The organism is Pseudomonas sp. P110(2024), from assembly GCF_057480795.1.
In genome coordinates, this window is record NZ_JBLIYT010000002.1 from 254,648 (window position 1) to 274,171 (window position 19,524).

Here is a 19,524-nt window from a genome sequence, read left to right on the forward strand (position 1 = left end):
CTCTCTCTAATTCTTCGCAACGGCGGGTTGGGCCGTCGTCGGTGCATTCGGTTCCCGCCAACCAACGGCAAGTCCGTTGGAATAACGCAGATCGATGCGGGCGATATTGGTGATCTGGTCTTTAAGCGATTTGTCGTAAATGGCAATGAAACGGCGCATCTTCTCCACCAGATGGTCGCGCCCCAGCAACAGCTCGACGCCCGCACCGGCGCTGCCCGCACCGGTGGTCAGGAACCAGCTGCCTCGCTCGCGCAGCTCCAGGCGAGCGATGGAAAAGCCCATGGGGCGCAGCATCTGGCTCAATACCTGATACTGCTGCATGACTTGTTGCTGAGCGCGCTGCGGCCCGAACAGCTGCGGCAGGTGCTCGTAGTTGGCCAGCTCGCGCGGCGTGAAGGCCTGGCCCTGGTTGTTGAGCAAGGCCTCGTCGCCCCAGCGCGCCACCGGCAGCTGTTCTTCCAGGCGGATCACCACCTCGTCCGGCCACACCCGGCGCACTTCGGCGTGGGCGATCCAGGGCATCTGCTCCAGTTCGACGCGCATCGCCGCCAGGTCGACGGTGAAGAAACTCGCCGCCACATAGGGGGCGATCCGCTGCTGCACCGACTGCTGGCTGATGTAGCTGAGGTCGCCCTGCACGTCGATCTTGGTGATCGGCCGGTCGGCGTAAGGCATCAGGCGGATGGCGCCCTCGTAGGCGCCAAAGCCCGCGGCCACCAGCAGCACCGGCCACAGCAGGCGCTTGAGACCGCCGAAGCTCGGCCGTGGCAGGCGCGCCGATACGGGCTCGTCGGCCACCAGTCGGCTGGCACCACGCGGCACCGGCTTGCTACGGCCGGTCACGGGGGGCTGCTGACGTATCATCGCGCCTTGCATGTCTATTAACCTCTCGTCGCTACGCTGTCGGCCAGGATCGCCAGCACCAGTTGCTGGAAGTCCAGGCCGGCGGCACGGGCCGCCATGGGCACCAGGCTATGGTCGGTCATGCCCGGTGCGGTGTTGACTTCGAGCAGCCAGAACCGGCCCTGCTCGTCCTGCATCACATCCAGACGGCCCCAGCCCTCGATGCCAACGGCATCACAGGCGCGCGCGGTCAGGTCGATCAGCTCCTGCTCCTTGACGCTGTCCAGGCCGCAAGGGATGCGGTATTGGGTGTCGTTGGCGATGTACTTGGCGTCGTAGTCGTAGAACACGTGCGGGGTGCCCAGTGCGATCGGCGGCAGCACCTGGCCGCGCAATACGGCGATGGTGAACTCCGGACCGTGGATCCACTGCTCGACCAGCACTTGCGAGTCGTACTTGGCGGCGTCTTTCCAGGCGGCGACCAGCTCTTGCTCGCTGTTCACCTTGGCCATGCCGATGCTCGAACCTTCATGGGCGGGTTTGACGATCAACGGGAAGCCCAGTTCCGCACTGGCGGCCACGCAATCCTGCTCGCTGGCCAGCACGGCGTGACGCGGCGTGGGGATGCCCAGGCTCTGCCACACCTGCTTGGTGCGCAGCTTGTCCATGGCCAGCGCCGAGGCGAGGATGCCGCTGCCGGTGTAGGGAATCCCCAGGCACTCGAGCAGGCCCTGCATGCTGCCGTCCTCACCGCCACGGCCGTGGAGGATGATGAAGGCGCGGTCGATCTTCTCGCTCTGCAGGCGGGTCAGCAGGTCGTCGCCGACGTCGATGGCGACGACGTCGACACCAGCGTTGGTCAGCGCCTCGATCACTGCCTTGCCCGATTTCAGGGAAACCTCACGCTCGGCACTCTTGCCACCGTACAGCACAGCGACGCGGCCAAAGGCCTTGACGTCCAGGGTCGAGTGCAACTTGTCGTAGGCGCTGGTCATTTCGACTTCTCCTGCTTGGCGCCTGCGAACAGCGGGCTTTTCATCAATTGCGGGGCCAGGCCACCGACATCACCGGCACCCTGGCAGATCAGGATGTCGCCGGCGCGCAGCAGCGGCTTGACCAGCGGCGCGAGCTCGGCGCCACGTTCGATGTAGATCGGATCGAGCTTGCCGCGCTGGCGGATGCTGTGGCACAGCTGGCGGCTGTCGGCGCCGGGGATCGGCTCTTCGCCGGCCGGGTAGACCTCCATCAGCAACAGCACGTTGGCATCGCCCAGCACCTGGACGAAATCGTCGTACAGGTCGCGGGTACGGCTGTAGCGGTGCGGCTGGTAGACGATCACCAGGCGGCGGCTCGGCCAACCGCCACGCACGGCCTTGATCACCGCGGCGACCTCGGTCGGGTGGTGACCGTAGTCGTCGACCAGCATCACGCTGCCACCGTCGACCGGCAGCTCGCCGTAGACCTGAAAGCGTCGACCGACGCCCTGGAAGCCCGACAGGCCCTGGACGATGGCTTCGTCGCTGATGCCTTCGTCGGTGGCGATGGCGATGGTGGCCAGGGCGTTGAGCACGTTGTGGTTGCCCGGCATGTTCACCGACACCTCGAGCGGCTCGCAGTCACGGCGCAGCACGGTGAAGTGAGTCTGCATACCCTGCTGACGCACGTTGATGGCGCGGATGTCCGCCTCTTCGCTGAAGCCGTAGGTGACGGTCGGGCGCTTGACCTGCGGCAGGATCTCGCGCACCACCGGATCGTCCAGGCACATCACCGCCAGCCCGTAGAACGGCAGGTTGTGCAGGAACTCGACGAAGGTCTTCTTCAGCTTGTTGAAGTCGCCTTCGTAAGTGGCCATGTGATCGGCGTCGATATTGGTGACCACGGCGACCATCGGCTGCAGGTGCAGGAAGCTGGCGTCGCTCTCGTCGGCCTCGGCGATCAGGTAGCGGCTGGTGCCCAGTTGCGCGTTGGTGCCGGCCGCGGTCAGGCGACCGCCGATGACGAAGGTCGGGTCCAGGCCGCCGGCGGCGAACACCGAGGCCAGCAAGCTGGTGGTGGTGGTCTTGCCGTGGGTGCCGGCAACGGCCACGCCGTGGCGATAGCGCATCAGCTCAGCAAGCATCTCGGCACGCGGCACCACGGGAATCCGCCGCTCCAGGGCGGTGGCGACTTCCGGGTTGGCCGGGTTGATCGCGCTGGACACCACCAGCACATCGGCGTTGGCGGCATTCTCGGCGCGATGGCCGACGAAGATCTGCGCGCCGAACGACTGCAGGCGCTCGGTCACCGGCGACTCTTTCAGGTCGGAACCGGATACTTCGTAGCCCAGGTTCAGCAGCACTTCGGCGATGCCGCACATGCCCACGCCGCCGATGCCGACGAAATGGATGCGACGGATACGGCCCATCTTTGGCTGGGGCATGGCTTTCTGGCTCTCAACCATGGGCCACCTCCAGGCAGATATCGACCACGGTGCTGGTTGCGCCAGGTTTGGCCAGGCGGCGGGCGGTGCCGGCCATGGCGTTGAGTTTCTCGGGTTGCATCAGCACCTCGTTCAGGCGTTCAGCGAGCTGCGCTGCGCCAGTAGTCGCTTGTGGCATCAGGAAGGCGGCGCCTTCGCGAGCCAGGTATTGGGCGTTGTGGGTCTGGTGGTCGTCGATGGCATGGGGCAAGGGCACCAGCATCGAGGGCAGGCCCGCCGCCGCGAGTTCGCTGACGGTCAGGGCGCCGGCCCGGCACACCACCATATCGGCCCAGCCATAGGCATGGGCCATGTCCTTGATGAACGGTTCGACCTGGGCCTCGACACCTGCCTCGTGATAACGCTCGGCGGTGACCGGGGCGTGGTTTTTCCCGGCCTGGTGGAACACCTCGGGGCGCAGGTTCTCCGGCACTTCGGACAGGGCCTTAGGCAACAATTTGTTCAATGGTTCCGCACCCAGGCTGCCACCCATGACCAGCAGGCGCGCACGGCGCTCGGCCAGGGGCGCGCGCGCCGCGTCCATGAACAGCTCCGGACGCACCGGATTGCCGGTGGTACGCAGCTTGTCGCTGGCGGCGAAGGTGTCCGGGAAGGCTTCGCAGACACGCGCGGCCAACGGCAGCAGCAGGCGATTGGTGGTGCCGGCGCGGGCATTCTGCTCGTGGATCACCAGCGGCACCCCGCACAACCGGGCGGCAACACCGCCGGGCCCGGTCACATAGCCGCCGAAGCCGACCACGCAGACCGGCTTGAGCTGACGCACGATCCGCCGCGCCTGCAGCACGGCCTTGACCAGGGTGAACGGCGCCTTGAGCAGCGACAGCTTGCCCTTGCCACGCAGGCCGGTGACCTGGATCAGGTGCAACGGCAGGCCGGCCTGAGGCACCAGCTCGTTCTCGATGCCACGCGGGGTGCCCAGCCAGTGAACGCTGTAGCCACGGGCCTGGAACTCGCGGGCGCAGGCCAGGGCCGGGAACACGTGCCCCCCGGTACCGCCCGCCATGATCAGGATGTTCTTGCCGTCAGCGGCCATGGCTGGTCTCCTCGGCAAAATCGCTCTCCTTGAATTCGTGCTCCTCGCTGCCCAGGTGCGTGCGGCTCTCCCACTCGATCCGCAGCAAAAGCCCCACGCAGGCGCAGCAGATCACCAGTGAGCTGCCGCCGTAGCTGAGGAACGGCAGGGTCAGGCCCTTGGTCGGCAGCAACCCGACGTTCACGCCGATGTTGATCAGGAACTGGCCGATCCACAGGAACGACAGGCCAAAGGCCATGTAGGCGGCGAAGAACTGCTTGGCCTTCTCGGCCCACAGGCCGATGTACAGCGCGCGCACTGTGATGAAGACGAACAGCGCGATGGTCAGCAGCGAACCGACCACGCCGAGCTCTTCGGCCAGCACCGAGAACACGAAGTCGGTGTGCGCCTCGGGCAGGTAGAACTGCTTCTGCACGCTGTTGCCAAGGCCCACGCCCAGCCACTCGCCGCGGCCGAAGGCGATCAGCGCCTGGGTCAGCTGATAGCCGGAGCCGAACTGGTCGGACCAGGGGTCGGTGAAGGTGATCAGTCGCGCCATGCGGTACGGTTGGGCCTGGACCAGCACCACCACCGAAATGACCGCCAGCACCACCATCAGCGAAAAGCGGAACAACCCCACCCCACCGAGGAACAGCATGGCCGCCGCGGCGCCCATCATCACCACCGTGGCGCCGAAGTCTGGCTCCATCAGCAACAGGCCGGCCATCGGCAGCAGCACGATGAACGGCTTGAAAAAGCCCATCCAGCTTTCGCGCACCTCGGTCTGCCGGCGAACCAGGTAGCCGGCGAGGTAGATCACCACGAAGACCTTGGCGATCTCCGACGGCTGCACGTTGAAGAAGCTGAAGCCGATCCAGCGCATCGAACCGTTCACCTCGCGGCCGATGCCTGGCACCAGCACCAGCACCAGCAGACCGAAGGCGCCTATCAGCATGAGGAAGCCCATGCGCTGCCAGGTGGCGATCGGCACCAGCATGGTCAACACCCCGGCCCCCAGGCCGAGGGAGACATACACCAGGTGGCGGATCATGTGGTACAGCGGGTTGCCCGACTGCACCGCGGCCACCTCCGAGGAGGCCGAGGTGATCATCACCAGGCCCAGGCCGAGCAGCGCCAAACAGCCTGCAAGCAGTGGGAAGTCGAGGTCGATGCCACGGCCGCTGATCAGCGGCGACGGATACGGCTTGAGGATGCCGAAGATCATGCCAGCCCCTCCGCCGCCTGGGCGAACAGGCGCCCGCGTTCTTCGAAGTTCTTGAACATGTCGAGGCTGGCGCAGGCAGGCGACAGCAGGACAGCGTCGCCCGGCTGCGCCAGTTCGGCACAACGCTGCACGGCTTCGTCGAGGGTCTTGACCCGGACCTGCGCCACGGCATCACCCAAGGTTTCAGCCAGACGCTCGGCGTCACGGCCAAGCAGCACGACGGCACGGCAATGCTGAGCCACCGGCTCGCGCAGGGCAGCGAAGTCGGCGCCCTTGCCATCACCACCCGCGATCAGTACCAGCTTGCCTTCGATATCGGCGCCCAGGCCTTCGATGGCAGCCAGGGCGGCACCGACGTTGGTGGCCTTGGAATCGTCGTACCAGTTCACCCCGTTGCGCTCGCGCACCCACTGGCAGCGATGGGCCAGGCCCTTGAACTCGCGCAGGGCGTCGAGCATTGGCGCGAAGGGCAGGCCGGCGGCATGACCGAGAGCCAGCGCGGCCAGGGCGTTGCTCTGGTTGTGGGCGCCACGGATCTTCAGCTCACGCACCGGCATGAGCGTCTGGAATTCGAACGCCAGGTACTTCTCGCCCTCCACTTCGCGCAGGCCAAAGGCCTTGAAGTCCGGCGCGTTGAGCCCGAAGCTCCAGCTCGGCCGGCCTTCGACCGGCAATGGACGGCTCAGGGCATCCTGACGGTTCACCACCACCTGGCGGGCACCGCGGAAGATCCGGTGCTTGGCCAGGTGATAGGCCGGCAGGCCGCTGTAGCGGTCCATGTGGTCTTCGCTGATGTTCAGCACGGTGGCCACTTCGGCGTTGAGCTGGTCGGTGGTTTCCAGCTGGAAGCTCGACAGCTCCAGCACGTACAGCTCGACATCGTCGGCCAGCAGGTCGAGGGCCGGGGTACCGAGGTTGCCACCGACAGCCACACGTTTGCCTGCCTTGGCGGCCATTTCGCCGACCAGGGTGGTGACGGTGCTCTTGGCGTTGGAGCCGCTGATGGCGATGATCGGTGCCTTGGCGTGGCGGGCGAACAACTCGATGTCGCCCGACAGCTTCACCCCTCGCGCGGCGGCCTGCTGCAGGGCAGGCGTGGCCAGGGCCAGGCCGGGGCTCACGTACAGCTCGTTGGCCCGGCACAGGAAGTCCACGTCGAGCTCGCCACAGCGCACTTCCACCTGCGGGTACTCACGGCGCAGGGTGTCCAGTTCCGGCGGTTGCTCGCGGGTGTCGGCGACCGCAAAGGCAATGCCCCGGTTCGCCAGGAAGCGAACCAGGGACATGCCGCTCTTGCCGAGGCCGACAACGATGCGGAATTGGTCGGAAGCGATCAGTGACACGCTCGTTTACCTCAGTTTCAGGGTGGCAAGGCCAATCAGCACCAGAATCACGGTGATGATCCAGAAACGGACGATCACCCGTGGCTCGGGCCAACCCTTGAGTTCAAAGTGGTGGTGGATCGGCGCCATGCGGAACACGCGCTTGCCGGTGAGCTTGAACGAAGCCACCTGGATGACCACCGACAGGGTTTCCATCACGAACACGCCGCCCATGATGAACAGGACGATTTCCTGGCGGACGATCACCGCGATGGTACCCAAGGCCGCGCCCAGCGCCAGGGCGCCGACGTCGCCCATGAATACCTGGGCCGGATAGGTGTTGAACCACAGGAAGCCCAGGCCGGCACCGATCAGCGCGCCGCAGAACACGATCAGCTCGCCCGCGCCCGGCACGTAAGGGATCAGCAGGTATTCAGCGAACTTCACGTTACCCGACAGGTAGCAGAAGATGCCCAGGGCACCGCCGACCATCACCGTCGGCATGATCGCCAGGCCATCGAGGCCGTCGGTCAGGTTGACCGCGTTGCTTGAGCCGACGATGACGAAATAGGTCAGCACGATGAACCCGGCGCCCAGCGGAATCGCCAGGTCCTTGAGCATCGGGATGATCAGCGTGGTCTCGACGCTGGTCGGCGCGGTCTTGTACAGGAAGATCGCCGCGGCCAGGCCGAACACAGACTGCCAGAAATACTTCCAGCGGCTCGGCAGGCCACGGGAGTTCTTTTCGATTACCTTGCGGTAGTCGTCGACCCAGCCGATGGCGCCGAACGCCAGGGTGACAATCAAGACCACCCACACGTAGCGGTTGGTCAGGTCGGCCCACAGCAGGGTGCTGATGGCAATGGCCGACAGGATCAGCGCGCCGCCCATGGTCGGGGTGCCGGATTTGGACAGGTGCGATTGCGGGCCGTCGTTGCGCACGGCCTGACCGATCTGGCGGATCTGCAGGGTACGGATCATCCACGGGCCCAACCACAGGGCCAGGGACAACGCGGTCAGCACACCCAGGATCCCGCGCAGGGTCAGGTACTGGAAGACCGCGAAGCCCTTGTGGAACTGTTGCAGATACTCAGCCAACAGCAGCAGCATTAATGTTTCTCCCCGCTGGCACCACACAGTGCAGCCACGACGTTTTCCATCGCAGCGCTGCGCGAGCCCTTGATCAAGATAGTGGTATCGCTGGTATTCTCGGCGCCAACGGCAGCGATAAGCTCAGCTTGAGTAGCGAAATGGCGGCCATTGGCGCCGAACGCCTTGACCGCATGGGCCATGTTGGTGCCCACCGCGTACAGCGCGTCGACCTTGCCGCGGGCATAGTCGCCCACCTGGCGGTGGCCTTCCTCGGCCCATTGTCCCAGTTCGCCGATATCCCCGAGCACCAGAACGGTGCGCCCGGAAAAGCCGGCGAGTATATCAATGGCGGCGCACATCGAGGTGGGATTTGCGTTGTAGCTGTCGTCGATGACCCGCACGCCGCTGGGTGCGATCTGCGCCACGGTGCGGCCCTTGACCGGTTGCACGGCGGCAAGGCCCGCAGCGATGCCGCTCAGGCTCAGACCAACGGCATGGGCAGCGGCTGCCGCGGCCAGGGCGTTGCTGACGTTGTGTGTGCCGAGCAGGTTCAACTGCACCGAGACGCTGCCGTCCGGGCCGTGCAGGGTGAACGACGGGCAGCCACGGGCGTCGCGCCCGATGTCGCTGGCATGGAAGTCCGCCTGCGGGTCGTCCAGGGCGAAACTGAAGATGCGGTGATTGCCGGCCCGCTTGCGCCAGATCTCGAACGCCTTGTCGGCCAGGTTGAGGATGGCCGTGCCGCCCTCGCCCAGGCCTTCAAGGATCTCGCCCTTGGCTTCGACGATCTTCTCCGGGCCACCGAACTCGCCGACGTGGGCAGTACCGGCGTTGTTGATGATCACCACCTGCGGTCGGGTCAGGCCGACGGTATAGCGGATCTCGCCGATGCGCGAGGCGCCCAGCTCGATCACCGCGGCGCTGTGCTGCGGAGCGATCTCGAGCAGGGTCAGCGGTGCGCCGAGGTCATTGTTCAGGTTGCCCCGGGTGGCATGCACCGGTCCACGGGTACGCAGGATCGCGGCGAGCATTTCCTTGACCGTGGTCTTGCCGCTGGAACCAGTGATGGCCACCACCGGTTTGTCGAAGGCGGCACGGTTCAGCGCGCCGAGCTGGCCGAGGGCGACACGGCAGTCGGCGACCAGCAGCTGCGGCAGGTCGACACCGGCGACTTCGCGCTCGACCAGCGCGGCGACCGCGCCCTTGGCCTTCACGTCAGCCAGGTAGTCGTGGCCATCGAAGCGCGGCCCGGTCAGGGCGACGAACAGTTGGCCGGCGACGACACTGCGGCTGTCGATGCTCACGCCTGTGAAGCTGGCGTCGGCGCCTGCTAGACGCGCATTCAGGGCGCCGGTCAGCTGGCTGAGGATCATCGGCTTAAGCATGTGGCGCCTCCCAGGCTGCAAGTGCCTTGTCGGCTTCGACCAGGTCGGAGAAGTCATGGCGCTGGCCATTGATCTCCTGGTAATCCTCGTGCCCCTTGCCAGCCAGGACGATCACGTCGTCGGCACTGGCACTGGCGATCAGCTGGGCAATGGCCGCGCCACGGCCGGCGACGAACGCGACGGCCGCAGGCTTGGCGAATCCGGGGCGAATATCGTCGAAGATCCGCATGGGGTCTTCGCTACGCGGGTTGTCGTCGGTGACCAGCACTCGGTCGGCCAGGCGCTCGGCCACTTCAGCCATCAGCGGGCGCTTGCCAGCGTCACGATCGCCACCACAGCCGAACAGGCACAGCAGCTTGCCGTGAGCGTGCGGACGCAGGGCTTCGAGTACTTTTTCCAAGGCATCCGGGGTGTGGGCGTAATCGACCACCACCAGCGGCTTGTCTCCGCCACCCAGGCGCTGCATGCGGCCGACCGGCCCTTGCAGTTGCGGGATGACCTTGAGAATTTCGTCCAGCGGGTAATCCAGCGCCATCAGTGTGGCTACCACCGCCAGCATGTTGCTCAGGTTGAAACGCCCCAGCAGGCGGCTACGCAAGACATGCTCGCCCTGCGGGGTGACGATCACGGCGCGCACGCCATCATCGTTGAAGGCAGCCTCTTTGCAGAACAGCGACGCCGCCGAATCCTGCAGGCTGTAGCTGATCAGGCGCGATGTGGCAGGAGCATCTGCCAGGCGACGCCCAAAGTCATCATCCAGGTTGACCACCCGGGCACGCAGGCTCGACCAGGCGAACAGCTTGGCCTTGGCGGCCTCGTAGGCCTCCATGCTGCCGTGGTAGTCCAGGTGGTCGCGGGACAGGTTGGTCATCACCGCGATATCGAAGTCCAGCGCGGCAACCCGACCCTGCTCGAGCGCATGGGAAGATACCTCCATGGCCACGGCCTTGGCCCCGCCCTTCTTCAGGTCATTCAAGGTCGATTGCACGGCGATCGGGTCCGGCGTGGTCAGGCGGCCGCTCTGTAGCTCGCCATAAAAACCGGTGCCGAGGGTGCCGATCAGGCCACAGCGGTTGCCCAGGGCGTCAAGCGCCTGGGCCAGCAGTTGGGTCACGCTGGTCTTGCCATTGGTGCCGGTCACGCCGACCAGGTCGAGCTGACGGCTCGGCTCGCCATAGAAGCGGCCGGCGATCTGCGACAGCTGGCCGATCAGACCCTTGACCGGAATAAGCGGCGCATCGGTGAGCGGCAGCACGCTGGCGCCCTGCTCTTCATAGGCCACTGCGGCGGCGCCACGAGCCAGCGCATCGGCAATATGCGCGCGACCATCGACCTTGGCCCCCGGCACGGCCAGGAACAGGTCGCCCGGGCGCACGGCGCGGCTGTCCAGGGTCAGCTCGCGGATCAACGGATCGCGGCTGGCATGGGCAAACAGTTTGCTCAATGGCATCGTCATCAACCTCGCCCTCCCTTGGCGGGTACTGCGCTGGCTTGCTGCGTCGAAGGCGGCAGGTTGTCCGGCGGTACATTCATCAGGCGCAGGGTGCCCGACATCACTTTGCTGAATACGGGGGCCGAGACCAGGCCACCGAAGTAACCGCCCTTGCTCGGCTCGTCGATGACCACGACGATGGCGTAGCGCGGATCGCTCATCGGGCCGAAGCCGGCGAACAGCGAACGGTAGGCGTTCTCGGTGTAGCCCTTGGAACCGACGGTGGCCTTGCGCGCGGTACCCGACTTGCCACCCACGTGATAGAACGGCACCTGGGCGCGGAACACCCCACGTGGCGCCTCGATCACCTGCTGCAGCATGGCCTGCACGGTTTCGGCGGTTTCCTTTGGGATGGCCTGCACCGCTTCCGGCGCCTTGTCGACCTTGAGAATCGACAGCGGCACCATCTTGCCGTCGTTGGCCAGCGCGGCGTAGGCATGCACCAGTTGCAGGGCGGTCACCGACACGCCATAGCCATACGACAGGGTCGCGGTCTCGGCCTTGCGCCACTCGCGGTGGTTGGGCAGGTTGCCGACGCGCTCTCCTGGGAAGCCGAGGCCGGTGTACTGGCCCAGGCCGACCTGGGACATCACCCGATAGATGGCCTCGCCACCGATATCGAAGGCGATCTTGCTCATGCCGACGTTGGACGAGTTGATCAGGATGCCGGTCAGGTCGAGGATCGGGCCCTCGCTCCTGGACACGTCCTTGATGGTGTAGCGGCCGATCTGCAAGCTGCCCGGATACACCTCGACCTTGTCAGTGGGTTTCCAGCGGCCGCTCTGCAGCGCAGCACTCATGGAGATCGGCTTGACCGTCGAACCCGGCTCGAAGACGTCGATGATCGCCCGGTTGCGCATGGCCGCCGGGAACATGCTGCGGCGGTTGTTCGGGTTGTAGGTCGGCTGGTTGACCATGGCCAGGACCTCACCGGTCTTGACGTCCATGATCACCAGGCTGCCGGCCTTGGCTTCCTGTTCGGCGATCGCGTTGCGCAGTTCGCGGGTGGCCAGGTATTGCAGGCGCAGGTCTATCGACAACGCCAAGGTCTTGCCGGCCTTGGCGTTCTTGGTTACCTGGATATCCTTGATCAGCCGACCACGCCGGTCCTTGATCACCTGCCGCTTGCCGGGCACTCCCGCAAGCCACTCGTCGTAGGCCAGCTCGACGCCCTCACGACCATGGTCGTCCAGGTCGGTGAAGCCGACCATGTGCGCGGTGACATCGCCTGCCGGATAGAAGCGACGGAACTCTTCCAGGCCATAGACACCCGGCACCTTCAGGTCGAGCACGTGCTGGCCCTGCTCCGGGGTCAGGCCACGGACCAGGTAGATGAATTCCTTGTTGGCCTGCTGGGTCAGGCGCTCGGTCAGCTGCTGCGGGTTCTGCCCCAGCGCGGCGGCCAGTTGCGGCCAGCGATCCTTTGCCGCCTGCATTTCCTTGGGGTTGGCCCACAAGGTGGTGACCGGAGTACTGACGGCCAGCGGCTCGCCGTTGCGGTCGGTGATCAGGCCACGGTGCGCAGGAATGGGAATATGGCGCAGACTGCGGGCATCACCCTGGCCTTTGAGGAAGTCACGGTCGACCACCTGCAGGTCGATGATGCGCCAGCAGATGGCACCGACCATCAGCGCCAGCAAGCCGATAACCACCCTGAACCGCCAAGGATAGAGCGCGCCCTCGAGCTTCATCATGGCGCCACCATCCGCACTTCGTCAGCGGCGGGCACGCGCATCTTGAGCTGCTCGGAGGCCAGGCTCTCGATACGGCTGGACGCGGTCCAGGTGCTTTGCTCGAGGATCAGCCGCCCCCACTCGGCCTGGGCCTTGTCGCGCTCGCTCAGTTCACCGTACAGGGTGTTGAGCAGTTGGCGGTTCCAGTGGGCACTGTAGGAGACGGCAATGGCCGAAATCAGGACGGCGACGAACAGCAGGAGCATCAGGAAGCTTCCGCCTGGCAAAGGCTTGGCAAACAGCCGGCTCACCGCAACTTCTCCGCCACCCGCATCACGGCGCTGCGCGACCGCGGGTTGGCCTTGAGTTCGGCTTCGGAGGCGAACTGCGCCTTGCCGATGAGCTTGATCTTCGGCTCGAAGGTCTTGTGCTGCACCGGCAGGTTGCGCGGCAGGTTGTCCGCTTCGCCCTTGACCAGCTTGCGCATGAACAGTTTGACGATACGGTCTTCCAGCGAGTGGAAACTGATCACCGCCAGGCGGCCACCCACTTCGAGGGCATCGAGCGCGGCTTCAAGGCCCGTCTCGAGGTCACCCAGTTCATTGTTGACGTGAATGCGCAGCCCCTGGAACGCTCGAGTGGCCGGATTCTTGCCCTTCTCCCAGGCCGGATTGGCGACCTTGAGCACCTCGGCCAGGTCGGCGGTACGGGTGAACGGCTGCTTCTCGCGACGCTCGACCACGGCACGCGCCATGCGCCCGGCGAAACGCTCCTCGCCATACTCCTTGAACACACGGGCGATTTCCTCGACCGGCGCAGTGGCGATGAACTCGGCGGCGCTGATACCCTGGTTCGGGTTCATGCGCATGTCCAGCGGGCCGTCGTTGAGGAAACTGAAGCCACGCTCGGGGTCATCGAGCTGCGGCGAAGACACGCCCAGGTCAAGCAGGATGCCGCTGACCTTGCCTGCCAGGCCGCGCTCGGCCACCTCGGCACCCAGCTCGGCAAAGCTGCGCTGCACAATGACAAAGCGGCCGTCTTCGGCCGCTAGCGCTTGCCCGGTGGCAATCGCCTGTGGATCCTTGTCGAACCCCAGCAGCCGCCCCTGCGGCCCGAGCTTGCTGAGGATCAGGCGGCTGTGGCCGCCACGCCCGAAGGTGCCGTCCAGATAGCAACCGTCGGCGCGCAGAGCCAAGGCCTCGACGGCTTCGTCGAGGAGGACGGTGATGTGGTTGAAGCCGCTATCTATGGTCACAGGATCAGGTCACGCAAATCATCGGGCATGGCGCCCGGTTGTTGAATAGCTGCAAGGTCGGCTGCCGAAACCGCGTTCCAGGCATCCTCGTCCCACAGCTGGAATTTGTTCAGCTGCCCCACCAGCATCACCTTCTTGTCCAGCTTGGCGTACTCACGCAGGCGCGGCGGCACCAGGAAACGTCCACTGCCATCGAGGTCCAGGTCAACCGCATTGCCGATCAGCAAACGCTGCAGGCGACGGTTTTCCTCACGCAACGACGGCAGGGCGCGCAGCTTGGCTTCTATCTGTTCCCACTCGTCGAGGGGATAAACACACAAGCAGGGATCAACGGCGTCGATGGTCACGATCAACTGACCATTGCAACGCGAATCGAGCTCGTCACGGTACCGGCTCGGCATGGCGAGACGGCCCTTGGCATCGAGGCTGACGGCGTTGGCTCCGCGGAACACGGCTGCGATTCCCCACAATGTTAGCTTTTTTGTGTCAGAAAACCCACTTCATCCCACTTTCTGCCACTTGCGCACACTATAGGAATCCGCCCGCCACACCGTCAAGGCACGTTCATAGGGAAATCCCTTACAGGACGGCGATTTAGCGCAACAAAGGAAGATGGAAGGATTAACAGAGAGGAAAAATGACGAAAAAAATCAAACACACTCAAGCGGATAGGGCGTTGAGTTAAAGTAATTTATTAAGAGTAAGAATTTTTCGGTATTACCAGGTCAGATCTGCTATCGATTCAAGCAGGGAAGGAAGAGGTGGAGAGTCGATCTGTAAGCCGGGTTTTGTCGAGGACAGTCATTCCTCTACGACGGCCATCACTGGACGCCTCTAGCAACCTACCCGGTTCCGACGCGGGCCACGCCGTATGGAACCCTATTTGGTCTTGCTCCGAGTGGGGTTTACCTAGCCACGGACTGTTGCCAGCCGTGCGGTGCGCTCTTACCGCACCTTTTCACCCTTACCGGCACCGAAGTGCTTAGGCGGTTGTTTTCTGTGGCACTTTCCGTAGGCTCGCGCCTCCCAGGCGTTACCTGGCACTCTGCCCTATGGAGCCCGGACTTTCCTCCCCCGACTTTTGCGGAACAAAAGACGGCAGCGACTGTCCGATCGACTCTCCGCCGACAAGGTTACCGGTAGCCGCGCCCAAGAACAAGCGATGCAACAAATAATGTCATTACGCCATTAATGGGATTTCTGTTTTTCCAGCGCCAACTGGTAGAGCAGGTTCTTGCGCACACCAGTAATTTCGGCCGCCAAAGCCGCGGCCTTCTTCAACGGCAACTCGGCCAGCAGCAAATCCAGCACGCGCTGGACCTCGGCGCTGATGGCCTGATCGCCCTCTGGCGCGCTCCAGCCCGCCACCAGCACAACACACTCACCGCGCTGCTGGTTGCTGTCGCCCTGCACGAACGCGCGCAGCTCGGCCAGGGGCAGCCCTTTCAGGGTCTCGAAGGTCTTGGTGATCTCGCGCGCCAATACCGCCGAACGATCGCCACCGAACACCGCCTCCATGTCTTCCAGGCACTCAAGAATACGATGCGGCGCCTCATAGAAGATCAGCGTGCGCGCCTCTTCCCTGACCTGCTCCAGACGCGCCCGGCGCCCGGCGGCTTTCGCCGGCAGGAATCCCTCGAAGATAAAGCGGTCCGACGCCAGCCCCGCCGCCGACAGCGCAGCGATCAGCGCACAAGCACCGGGTACCGGCACCACTTGCACACCGGCGGCACGCGCCTGGCGCACCAGGTGATAGCCCGGGTCGGAAATCAATGGCGTGCCGGCGTCGGACACCAGTGCCACATCATCGCCGGCCAGCAGACGGGTGATGAAGCGCCCGCCTTCGTCGCGCTCGTTGTGCTCATGGCAGGCCGCCAGCGGCGTATCGATGCCGAAGTGTTGCAGCAGGCGCACCGAGTGACGGGTGTCCTCGGCGGCGATCAGGCTCACATCGGCCAGCACCTTCAACGCCCGGGCGCTCATGTCGTCGAGGTTGCCGATGGGCGTGGCGACGACGTAAAGCTTGCCCAACGTGGATTTCGAAACCCCTGCAACATCAGTCACTGCGCACACCTGCTTTTCGGATCAAAGGTCGCCATTGTAGCCCGAGCGCCGGTAACAGGGCGCAAAGAACTTCACCCCGGCGCTGCTGGCGGCCACCTATAGTGAAGGATCAGTGTCGACGAGATCGCGCCCCGCCCCCCGCTTGGGTACAATTGCCGGCCAACTTGATCGAGTAACAGGACCTTTACATGATCGCTTGTCTGCGGCTGCTCACAGCCCTCTGCCTCGCTGCCCTGCTGGCAGCCTGCGCCAGCTCGCCCTCATCCAGCCTGGGCGAACTGCCACGCACCCCGGACGCCAGCATCGAGCAACTGCTCGAGAAGGCAGCCTCCAGCAAGTCCGCCGAGGACGCGGCCCTGCTGCGCCTGAGCGCCGCGGACCTGGCATACAAGCACAAGGACTTCCCGCGCGCGGCCCGGATCCTCGAGCAGGTCCAACTGGAACCGCTCAAGCCCGCTCAGCAGGTGTTCGCCTCGACCCTGGCCGCGGAACTGGCCATGAGCCGCAACCAGCCCAAGGCCGCCCTGACCGCCCTCGCGCACCCGAGCCTGCAACGCGTCGGCGAACTGCCGGCTGAGCAGCAGGTTCGCACCTACAGCGTCCACGCCGCCGCCCTCGAGGCCGACGGCCAAGCCCTGGCTGCCGCCCAGCAGCGCGTGCTGCTGGCGCCGTTGCTCAGCGAGCAGGCCGCCGCCGCCAACAACGACGCCACCTGGGCTCTGGTTGCATCGCTGCCCGCCGAACAGCTGCAACAGCCCGCCGCCAACGAGACCCTGGCCGGCTGGACCAGCCTGGCCCTCGCCGTCAAGCGCGCCGGCACCCTGGAGCAGCAACAGGCCGCCATCGACACCTGGCGCCAGCAACACCCCGAGCACCCGGCTGCCAGGCAATTGCCGACCGCCCTGGTCAAACTCAAGGAACTGGCCAGCCAACCACTGACCAAGATCGCCCTGCTGCTGCCCCAGGAAGGCCCGCTGGCCGGTGTCGCCCGCGCCCTGCGCGACGGCTTCATGGCCGCCCATTTCCAGGCACAGCAAGGTGGCCAGCCGACCCCCGCCGTACAGGTGTTCGACAGCTCGCGCATCACCTCGCTGGATGACTTCTACCGCCAGGCCCAGGCCGCTGGCGTGCAACTGGTGGTCGGCCCGCTGGAAAAACCGCTGGTCAAGAAACTCGCCGCCTACCCGCAACTGCCCATCACCACCCTGGCCCTGAACTACGCCGACGCCGGCCAGAAAGCCCCGCCGCAACTGTTCCAGTTCGGCCTGGCCGCCGAGGACGAAGCCCGCGAAGTCGCCCGCCGCGCCCGCGCCGACGGCATGGTCCGCGCCGTGGCCCTGGTGCCGAGCGGTGAGTGGGGCGACCGCGTGCTCGCCGCCTTCCGCCAGGACTGGGAAGGCAATGGCGGTACCCTGATCAGCGCCCAGCGCATCGCCCAGCCGGTTGCCCTCGCCCAGCAGATCGCCGACCTGTTCCAGCTGCGCCAGAGCGAAGGCCGCGCCAAGAGCCTGCAGAGCACCGTCGGCGGTAACATCGCCGCCCAGCCTTCGCGTCGCCAGGACATCGACTTCATCTTCCTCGCCTCGACGCCACAACAAGCCCAGCAGATCAAACCGACGCTGAACTTCCAGTACGCCGGCGACGTACCGGTCTACGCCACCTCCAACCTGTACAGCGCCAGCGGCGACGTCAACCAGTACAACGACATGAACGGCATCCGCTTCTGCGAAACGCCGTGGCTGCTGGACACCACCAACAGCCTGCGCCAGCAGGTCGTGCAGCAGTGGCCGCAGGCCGCCGGCAGCCTCGGCCGGCTGTATGCCATGGGCGTCGACGCCTACAGCCTGGCGCCACGCCTGGGCCAGCTCAAGGCACTGCCGGACAACCGCGTCGAGGGCCTGTCGGGCAGTCTGAGCATGAACGCCAGCCAGCGCGTCGAGCGCCAACTGCCGTGGGCCGAGTTCGCCGGTGGCCAGGTCAAGCGCCTGCCGGACACGCCGCGCTGATGCCCGGCGCATCGCCCAGCCGCGCCGGCCAGGCCGCCGAGGACCACGCCCTTGAATACCTTCAGGGGCAAGGCCTGCGGCTGCTGGCGCGCAACTGGCGATGCAAGCGGGGCGAGCTCGATCTGGTCATGCTCGATGCCGATACAGTAGTATTCGTCGAAGTCCGCTACCGGTTGCATGCGGAGTTCGGCGGAGCGCTCGCCAGTATCGATGGGCGCAAGCAGCAGCGACTGGCGCTGGCCGCCAACCTCTTCCTGCAGCAAGCGCCCTGCTGGGCCACCCACCCCTGCCGTTTCGACGTTGTCGCCCTGCAGGGCCAGGGGCATGCGGGGCAACCGCTTCAATGGCTGAAAAACGCCTTCGAATGCTGAACCCAATTCGATTTTCTAGCTCTATGTTTCGCGGGCTGGTCACTGTTGCGCGTAGCAAAGGCCACCGCCCCTCTTAAGGTCACCCAGATGGACATGCAATCCCGAATCCGCCGACTGTTCCAGAACAGCATCGACACCAAGCAACAGGCAATGGACATCCTGGCACCCTACATCGAGCAGGCCAGCCTGGTCATGGTCAACACCCTGCTCAACGACGGCAAGATGCTCGCCTGCGGCAATGGCGGCTCGGCCGGCGACGCCCAGCATTTCTCATCGGAACTGCTCAACCGCTTCGAGCGCGAACGCCCGAGCCTGCCGGCCATCGCCCTGACCACCGACAGCTCCACGCTCACCTCGATCGCCAACGACTACAGCTACAACGAAGTCTTCTCCAAGCAGATCCGCGCCCTGGGCCAGCCCGGCGACGTCCTGCTGGCAATCTCCACCAGCGGCAACTCGGCCAACGTGATCCAGGCGATCCAGGCCGCCCATGACCGCGAAATGATCGTCGTTGCCCTGACCGGGCGCGACGGCGGCGGCATGGCCTCGCTACTGCTGCCCGAGGACGTGGAAATCCGCGTCCCCTCGAGCGTGACCGCACGCATCCAGGAAGTCCACCTGCTGGCGATCCACTGTCTGTGCGACCTGATCGACAGCCAACTGTTCGGGAGTGAAGAATGATCTCCAAGCGTCTCGGCCTGATGGCCCTAACCCTGTGCCTGGGTGTCTCCGGCTGCAGTTCCGTGCTGACCTCGACCCGCAACTCGCCGATCGAGGACGACCGCGGCACCCGCACCATCGGCAGCAAGATCGACGACTCGCTGATCGAGACCAAGGTCTCGGTCAACATCGCCAAGGCCAACCCGGAGCTGGACAAGGGTTCGCACATCGTCGTCAGCAGCTACAACGGCGTGGTGCTGCTTGCCGGCCAGACACCGCGCGCTGACCTCAAGTCCCTTGCCGAGCAGACCGCCGGCCAGGTGCAGCGGGTCAAGAAGGTGCATAACGAGCTGCAGGTGATGCAGCCATCGTCGATTCTGGCGCGCAACAACGACGCCTGGCTGACCACCAAGATCAAGACCCAGATGCTGGCCGACGAGAGCGTTCCCAGCTCGCGCATCAAGGTCATCACCGAGAACGGTATTGTCTATCTGCTCGGCCTGGTCCGCCAGCAGGAGGCCAACGCCGCCACCAACGTGGTGCAGGGCGTGTCGGGCGTGCAGAAGATCGTCAAGCTGTTCGAATACATCGACTGACAACCCTTCGGCGGGCGTCAGGACGCTCGCCTTTCCCCTCTGATCCAGG

At 65.2% G+C, this 19,524-nt stretch carries 18 protein-coding genes and 1 other RNA gene; 4 read left to right on the forward strand and 15 right to left on the reverse strand.

The window, feature by feature from the left end:
• Positions 1 to 6 precede the first annotated feature (6 nt).
• From AC25ND_RS04110 to rsmI, 15 genes are all read right to left on the reverse strand, one after another.
• The gene (locus AC25ND_RS04110) at positions 7 to 876 is read right to left on the reverse strand and encodes a cell division protein FtsQ/DivIB (RefSeq protein WP_062364074.1); all 870 of its coding nucleotides are present in this window, start codon (positions 874 to 876) and stop codon (positions 7 to 9) included.
• A gap of 5 nt (positions 877 to 881) precedes the next feature.
• Positions 882 to 1,838 (reverse strand): D-alanine--D-alanine ligase, encoded by a 957-nt coding sequence (locus AC25ND_RS04115; RefSeq protein ID WP_028689737.1) that lies wholly within the window; start codon positions 1,836 to 1,838, stop codon positions 882 to 884.
• Positions 1,835 to 3,283 carry a UDP-N-acetylmuramate--L-alanine ligase gene (gene murC / locus AC25ND_RS04120; protein WP_028689738.1) on the reverse strand — a complete coding sequence of 483 codons (1,449 nt, stop codon included), beginning with the start codon at positions 3,281 to 3,283 and terminating at the stop codon, positions 1,835 to 1,837. The genes AC25ND_RS04115 and murC overlap by 4 nt, the downstream gene beginning before the upstream one ends.
• Positions 3,276 to 4,355 (reverse strand): undecaprenyldiphospho-muramoylpentapeptide beta-N-acetylglucosaminyltransferase, encoded by a 1,080-nt coding sequence (gene murG / locus AC25ND_RS04125; RefSeq protein WP_062364072.1) that lies wholly within the window; start codon positions 4,353 to 4,355, stop codon positions 3,276 to 3,278. The genes murC and murG overlap by 8 nt, the downstream gene beginning before the upstream one ends.
• A complete protein-coding gene (gene ftsW, locus AC25ND_RS04130) occupies positions 4,345 to 5,559 on the reverse strand; it encodes a putative lipid II flippase FtsW (RefSeq protein WP_028689740.1) in 1,215 nt (404 codons plus the stop codon). The genes murG and ftsW overlap by 11 nt, the downstream gene beginning before the upstream one ends.
• Positions 5,556 to 6,902, reverse strand: coding sequence for a UDP-N-acetylmuramoyl-L-alanine--D-glutamate ligase (gene murD, locus AC25ND_RS04135; RefSeq protein WP_028689741.1), 1,347 nt, complete (start codon positions 6,900 to 6,902; stop codon positions 5,556 to 5,558). Before murD ends, ftsW begins: the two co-directional genes overlap by 4 nt.
• A 6-nt stretch (positions 6,903 to 6,908) precedes the next feature.
• Positions 6,909 to 7,991: a phospho-N-acetylmuramoyl-pentapeptide-transferase gene (gene mraY / locus AC25ND_RS04140; protein WP_028689742.1), complete on the reverse strand. Its 1,083-nt coding sequence runs from the start codon at positions 7,989 to 7,991 to the stop codon at positions 6,909 to 6,911.
• On the reverse strand, positions 7,991 to 9,358 hold the full coding sequence (locus tag AC25ND_RS04145) for a UDP-N-acetylmuramoyl-tripeptide--D-alanyl-D-alanine ligase (protein ID WP_062364070.1): 1,368 nt from the start codon (positions 9,356 to 9,358) through the stop codon (positions 7,991 to 7,993). Before AC25ND_RS04145 ends, mraY begins: the two co-directional genes overlap by 1 nt.
• Positions 9,351 to 10,814 (reverse strand): UDP-N-acetylmuramoyl-L-alanyl-D-glutamate--2,6-diaminopimelate ligase, encoded by a 1,464-nt coding sequence (locus AC25ND_RS04150; RefSeq protein ID WP_028689744.1) that lies wholly within the window; start codon positions 10,812 to 10,814, stop codon positions 9,351 to 9,353. Before AC25ND_RS04150 ends, AC25ND_RS04145 begins: the two co-directional genes overlap by 8 nt.
• On the reverse strand, positions 10,814 to 12,541 hold the full coding sequence (locus AC25ND_RS04155; RefSeq protein ID WP_162175252.1) for a peptidoglycan D,D-transpeptidase FtsI family protein: 1,728 nt from the start codon (positions 12,539 to 12,541) through the stop codon (positions 10,814 to 10,816). Before AC25ND_RS04155 ends, AC25ND_RS04150 begins: the two co-directional genes overlap by 1 nt.
• On the reverse strand, positions 12,541 to 12,834 hold the full coding sequence (gene ftsL / locus AC25ND_RS04160; protein ID WP_028689746.1) for a cell division protein FtsL: 294 nt from the start codon (positions 12,832 to 12,834) through the stop codon (positions 12,541 to 12,543). Before ftsL ends, AC25ND_RS04155 begins: the two co-directional genes overlap by 1 nt.
• A complete protein-coding gene (gene rsmH, locus AC25ND_RS04165; RefSeq protein WP_050703844.1) occupies positions 12,831 to 13,778 on the reverse strand; it encodes a 16S rRNA (cytosine(1402)-N(4))-methyltransferase RsmH in 948 nt (315 codons plus the stop codon). The genes ftsL and rsmH overlap by 4 nt, the downstream gene beginning before the upstream one ends.
• Positions 13,775 to 14,230 (reverse strand): division/cell wall cluster transcriptional repressor MraZ, encoded by a 456-nt coding sequence (gene mraZ, locus AC25ND_RS04170; RefSeq protein ID WP_062364068.1) that lies wholly within the window; start codon positions 14,228 to 14,230, stop codon positions 13,775 to 13,777. Before mraZ ends, rsmH begins: the two co-directional genes overlap by 4 nt.
• A gap of 309 nt (positions 14,231 to 14,539) precedes the next feature.
• Positions 14,540 to 14,899: RNase P RNA component class A (gene rnpB, locus AC25ND_RS04175), an RNA gene on the reverse strand.
• Positions 14,900 to 14,966: 67 nt separating this feature from the next.
• Positions 14,967 to 15,842: a 16S rRNA (cytidine(1402)-2'-O)-methyltransferase gene (rsmI, locus tag AC25ND_RS04180; protein ID WP_062364066.1), complete on the reverse strand. Its 876-nt coding sequence runs from the start codon at positions 15,840 to 15,842 to the stop codon at positions 14,967 to 14,969.
• Between the two features lie 188 nt (positions 15,843 to 16,030).
• Here rsmI and AC25ND_RS04185 point away from each other — a divergent pair, with 188 nt between their 5' ends.
• The 4 genes from AC25ND_RS04185 (at position 16,031) to AC25ND_RS04200 (ending at position 19,475) form a co-directional block, all read left to right on the forward strand.
• Positions 16,031 to 17,848, forward strand: coding sequence for a penicillin-binding protein activator (locus tag AC25ND_RS04185; protein ID WP_486976116.1), 1,818 nt, complete (start codon positions 16,031 to 16,033; stop codon positions 17,846 to 17,848).
• The gene (locus AC25ND_RS04190) at positions 17,848 to 18,219 is read left to right on the forward strand and encodes a YraN family protein (protein ID WP_028689751.1); all 372 of its coding nucleotides are present in this window, start codon (positions 17,848 to 17,850) and stop codon (positions 18,217 to 18,219) included. The genes AC25ND_RS04185 and AC25ND_RS04190 overlap by 1 nt, the downstream gene beginning before the upstream one ends.
• 87 nt (positions 18,220 to 18,306) lie before the next feature.
• A complete protein-coding gene (locus tag AC25ND_RS04195) occupies positions 18,307 to 18,900 on the forward strand; it encodes a phosphoheptose isomerase (RefSeq protein ID WP_028689752.1) in 594 nt (197 codons plus the stop codon).
• Complete coding sequence (locus tag AC25ND_RS04200) at positions 18,897 to 19,475, forward strand: BON domain-containing protein (RefSeq protein ID WP_028689753.1); 579 nt, start codon at positions 18,897 to 18,899, stop codon at positions 19,473 to 19,475. The genes AC25ND_RS04195 and AC25ND_RS04200 overlap by 4 nt, the downstream gene beginning before the upstream one ends.
• Positions 19,476 to 19,524: the final 49 nt, after the last annotated feature.

Coding starts and splice junctions, on each gene's coding strand:
- AC25ND_RS04110 (WP_062364074.1), bottom strand. CDS start 876: ATGCAAGGCGCGATGATACGTCAGCAGCCCCCCGTGACCGGCCGTAGC.
- AC25ND_RS04115 (WP_028689737.1), bottom strand. CDS start 1,838: ATGACCAGCGCCTACGACAAGTTGCACTCGACCCTGGACGTCAAGGCC.
- murC (WP_028689738.1), bottom strand. CDS start 3,283: ATGGTTGAGAGCCAGAAAGCCATGCCCCAGCCAAAGATGGGCCGTATC.
- murG (WP_062364072.1), bottom strand. CDS start 4,355: ATGGCCGCTGACGGCAAGAACATCCTGATCATGGCGGGCGGTACCGGG.
- ftsW (WP_028689740.1), bottom strand. CDS start 5,559: ATGATCTTCGGCATCCTCAAGCCGTATCCGTCGCCGCTGATCAGCGGC.
- mraY (WP_028689742.1), bottom strand. CDS start 7,991: ATGCTGCTGCTGTTGGCTGAGTATCTGCAACAGTTCCACAAGGGCTTC.
- AC25ND_RS04145 (WP_062364070.1), bottom strand. CDS start 9,358: ATGCTTAAGCCGATGATCCTCAGCCAGCTGACCGGCGCCCTGAATGCG.
- AC25ND_RS04150 (WP_028689744.1), bottom strand. CDS start 10,814: ATGACGATGCCATTGAGCAAACTGTTTGCCCATGCCAGCCGCGATCCG.
- AC25ND_RS04155 (WP_162175252.1), bottom strand. CDS start 12,541: ATGAAGCTCGAGGGCGCGCTCTATCCTTGGCGGTTCAGGGTGGTTATC.
- AC25ND_RS04185 (WP_486976116.1), top strand. CDS start 16,031: ATGATCGCTTGTCTGCGGCTGCTCACAGCCCTCTGCCTCGCTGCCCTG.
- AC25ND_RS04190 (WP_028689751.1), top strand. CDS start 17,848: ATGCCCGGCGCATCGCCCAGCCGCGCCGGCCAGGCCGCCGAGGACCAC.
- AC25ND_RS04195 (WP_028689752.1), top strand. CDS start 18,307: ATGGACATGCAATCCCGAATCCGCCGACTGTTCCAGAACAGCATCGAC.
- AC25ND_RS04200 (WP_028689753.1), top strand. CDS start 18,897: ATGATCTCCAAGCGTCTCGGCCTGATGGCCCTAACCCTGTGCCTGGGT.